The 4,482-nt window shown below is 36.9% G+C and carries 2 protein-coding genes; both read left to right on the top strand.

Features of this window, described 5'->3' with window-relative positions:
* Positions 1–144 precede the first annotated feature (144 nt).
* Positions 145–2,283, top strand: a complete 2,139-nt coding sequence (locus I4V84_RS19305) for a PcfJ domain-containing protein (protein ID WP_207748707.1) — start codon at positions 145–147, stop codon at positions 2,281–2,283.
* Between the two features lie 355 nt (positions 2,284–2,638).
* Entirely contained in the window at positions 2,639–4,351 is a 1,713-nt protein-coding gene (locus I4V84_RS19300) for a hypothetical protein (protein ID WP_195993178.1), read from the top strand.
* The last annotated feature ends 131 nt before the right edge of the window (positions 4,352–4,482 follow it).

Raw genomic sequence — 4,482 nt, 5'->3', positions numbered from 1 at the left:
GACTTTCTGTCGAACAGATTGAAGCTTTGCAACAGGAGTGGGTTACGGCAAATGCGCATAAGGATGAGGCTGAGCAGTTAACCCTGAATTTATAAAATAACTTCGGAAAGGACAAATTAGATGGAAAAACGAAAGCTAAAAAAAATGAAGGTATTGGAACCATCGGAAGAGATGCTTCTGGCGGCAGAAAGTGATATTCCAGTTATCGGAAATATGGATTATGAGAGAATGAAATATCCAATTGGTTTGTTCATTCAGGCAGAAATGGACGAAAATATCTTAAAAATTGTTTTTTTTGTTACAGATATTTTGAATGCTGGCGGAAAAAGACCTTTATATACCCTGTTCATTGATAAGGAAAAAGATTGCTTCATAGGGTATGATTACCGGCTGAAGAAATGGACTAATAAAATGCTGGATAAAATTGAACTGCCCAAAGGTGTAAAGGGAGATCATGCCTGGTGTGATCTGAACAGCCGCAGTCAAATATGGAAAACCCTGGGTGAGGAATATAAAAAAGATAATGTATGTTATGGCCTTTTTCATTTTGAAGAACAGGTACGGGAAAGGCAAAAGATACAGAAACATTTAAAACGAACAACCGCCTGGGATCAGATTATGAAATATGTCAGGGAAACTCCGAAGGACTGGGAGAAATGGCTGAAAAAAGTGGGAATTACACAGAATTACATTTTTTATGAATACTCCCGGAAGAAAAATATCACAGGCTACTGTACATGGTGCGAAAAGAATGTGGTGGTAAATGGCGTAAAACACAACAGGATGGGAAAATGTCCTAACTGCAGGCATAAGATCCAATATAAGGCAGTTGGAAGACAGCGCATGGTAAAGTCAAAAGAAGAAACTGCATATCTTTTGCAGACGTGTGGTGATAATTTTGTTATTCGTGAATTCAGGGCAGATGTGAAATATGACATGGTTGCTTATACAAAACCAGTTTATAACTGGAGAGAGCAGCGACGATATGTATTTGATAAAGACCTTAACGAAAAAGAATTTTACTGGGGCTATTATCATGGGACAGAAGAGAACAGATGGATCCATGGGTCATTGAATACATATAACCCTTATTGCTGGGGAAATTGGGGATATGAACCCCGCTATCCGGGACATATCTACAAAAAGTCACTCCATGGAATAAAAAATAACCAGCTTAAAAGAAGCGGATTCTATGAACTGGTCAGAAAAAGTGAATCAGTAGAGCCGGTAGCCTATTTTCATCGGTTAAAGCAATATCCTTATCTGGAGCAATTGATAAAAGCCGGGCTGAATGAGCTTGCAAAGGAAATCATAGGAAACAGCACTTCTGTTTTTTATAAGGAAGCAGATTCGCTTGGACATGCTCTTGGGATTGATAAGTTCCGCCTGAACCGCCTTCGCAATAATCATGGTGGAAAAGTATTTCTGCAATGGTTGATTTATGAAAAAGAATTGGGAAAAGTGATGAAAGATAACGTGATTTCCTGGTACTCGAAATGGCAGATCTGTCCGGAAGAACTTTTGTTTGTACTGGATCGGATGAGCCCGGAGCAGATGAAAAATTATTTGGAAAAACAGGCAGAAGAAAGTGAAAAAAAACCAAAGGAGCTCATTGGTACCTGGAAAGACTATCTTGGCATGGCGTCAAAGCTTGGTATGGACGTGAAGGATCCAATTATATACCGTGTGAGAAAACTGGAAAAACGGCATAACGAACTGGTTCAATTGATGATAGAGAAGAAACTGGATATAAAAGCCGAAGAGATTACAGAAAAATTTCCTGGTATAGAAAATGTCTGTGAAAATCTGAGAAAATATGAATATAGCGATCATACTTTCAAAATTTTGGCCCCGCGGAATATCAAGGATATTCTGGAAGAAGGAGAAGAACTGCAGCACTGCATCATCGGAAAAGATACTTATTTTGCGCGTATGGCAAAACAGGAGTCTTATCTTTTGTTCCTGAGAAAAAAGAATGCACCCCAAAAGCCATATTATACATTGGAAGTAGAACCAGACGGGACGGTACGCCAGAAACGGACATATTTTGACAGGCAGAACCCGGATATTAAGCAGGCTGAGAAATTTTTATTGCGCTGGCAGAAACAGCTTTCGCGCAAACTTAATAAGGAAGATAAGATACTTGCACTAAAAAGCCGTGATCTTCGAAAGAGAGAAATTGAGGATCTGCGGGAAAAGAAAGTAAAGGTGAACGGATTTGGCTTTACTGGAAAGCTGCTTGCGGATATTCTGGAGGAAGATTTAATGGAAAATGCTGCATAAATGGTATTGTTCCTATATTGTTGGCTCATACGAGTCTTAGAAAATAATTTTGTAAATTATCATGGTGATGAAATTAAAATACTACGTATATGGAACTACAGTGAAATTGACACAAAACTACAGAATGGTATAATAAAAATGGCATTTGGCAGCAGATACTGCAGATATTTTATCTTGATGGAGATCAAGATGTTAAGAGCTTAATATAGTGTGATTAGTACACCCTAAAATCATAAGGATAATGGTTTTAGGGTGTTTTTTATATTACTTCTGCTAATGCCGTGAATAAAATAACGAAAGGGGGAATATTGCCTGTTTTGTGTCAATTCGGAATCAAGGAAAGGATCATGTTCAAATGCATAAACCGAAACGAAAATCGAAATATTGGGAACAATTTAGTTATGAATATGATGGTGTTACATATTCGGGAAAAAAGAATTGCTGCGAAAAACTTGGGTTAAGATATTTGGGAGTATTGCAGCATGCACACGACTATAACTGTACGTTTGAGGAAGCTATAAGCCAGATGTTAGAGAATAAACAGAAAAAGGAGTTTGTTTTTCGTAATAGGAAATGGCTTAGCTTAGATACCTGTTGCGATTTTTATAAAATAAACAAATATAGCGTTCAGCAATTACAGTATCAATGCGGGTATACAGTTCAGGAAGCTCTTGAGCGCTCAATTAATCATGCAAATCTTTTGCGCTTCAAGTATAAAGGCAAAAACTATGCATCATTTCGTGAGTGTTGTAAAGAGCTGGGAATACCTGAATGCACTGTGAGACGTTGTATGAGAGAAACAGGAAGATCAAAAACTGTAGCACTAAATTATTGTTTGAAAAAAGCTGAAAACAGGGCCGGAAATCAACGAGTATATAATCCTTCTCCTTTTTTTTACAAAGGAAAAAAATACGATTCATTTGTGAAGTGCTGTTGGAATTACAATTTAGAAGCAGACAAAGTACGCCAAAAATGTATTGCAGAGGATATTTCATTAGCTGAAGCTCTTAACTATTACCTCATACAGCATCCTGTAAGAAGAAAAAATGATTATGATAGCACCATTTGCCATAAGTCCATTGCAGAACAGTGCAGACAGTACGGAATAAAGTATTATGATGTTTACAATTATTCTTCAAGATATAATTGTTCAAAAGAGGAAGCCATCAAACACTGCTTAGAACTTAAGCAAAAACTAGGAACAGATGTTATAGAATTTGATGGAGTAAAATATGCGGATCTGCATGAATGTTGTAGGATGTTGAAATTTCCATATAGACGAGTTTTGGCAAAAATTATGAACAGTGATTGCAGTGTGCAGGAAACGTTACAAAACCTAAAGCAAAAAAAAGAAAGGCTTTTTGGCACCGGAGATATTGAAAACATAACATTGGAAAATGGTAAATGCTATGAAAATATAAAGGAATTATGTTCTGATCTGCGAATCCGAGAAGGAACTCTTTATGGATATGCACTTCGCAATGAATGCTCGATTACGGAAGCTGCCGATTATTATGCCAAAAGAGAAGAAGTGTTTCAAAATGTGGCACTGAAAGTCGGTGATCAATTTTATAATGATCTTCGCCAGTGCTGTGAAGAACAGGGGATACGGTATAAGGATGTTTATAGAAGAATGGTAGAAAAAATGGTTTCTGCCGAAGATGCTGTGGAATACTTTTTAAAAAGAAAGGATCGGAAAGCAAAAGAAAAGCAATTTAAAAGACAGACGAATTTTGAACCGGGAGTCCCTAAAAAAGTCGTTATAATGGGAAAAGAATATCCTTCTAAAACCAGTTGCTACGATGATTTAAAAATACAAAAAAAATTGGTACTTAAGCGCATGAGAGATACTAACTGTTCTTTTGAAGAGGCTGTTATTGCTACTTATCAAGCGCGGATAGAAAAAGAATTCCATTTCCATGGAGAAGTGTACAGAAGCTTTGTGGCTTGCTGTAAAGCATATGGTGTAGCACAAGAGTATATTGCAATAAAAGCCAAAAGAGAAGGCATAACAAGACAGGAAGCAATAGAAAAAATATTGGCATTACGGGAGAAAGGTACATTGTAGTAGTTGAATTTGATATGTGAAAGGAAATGTAGGTATGAGAAAAAAGAACGATACAAAGGAGGAAAATGGGAAACTTCTTCTTTCAGTAAAAGAAACCTGTGAATTAACTGGGTTATCTGAAAAAACAGTTC

This window comes from Ruminococcus sp. 1001713B170207_170306_F1, from assembly GCF_015668065.1.
GTDB lineage: Bacteria > Bacillota > Clostridia > Lachnospirales > Lachnospiraceae > Blautia_A > Blautia_A faecis.
This window is presented reverse-complemented; position numbering and strand designations above follow the sequence as displayed.

Coding starts and splice junctions, on each gene's coding strand:
- I4V84_RS19300 (WP_195993178.1), top strand. CDS start 2,639: ATGCATAAACCGAAACGAAAATCGAAATATTGGGAACAATTTAGTTAT.
- I4V84_RS19305 (WP_207748707.1), top strand. CDS start 145: ATGAAGGTATTGGAACCATCGGAAGAGATGCTTCTGGCGGCAGAAAGT.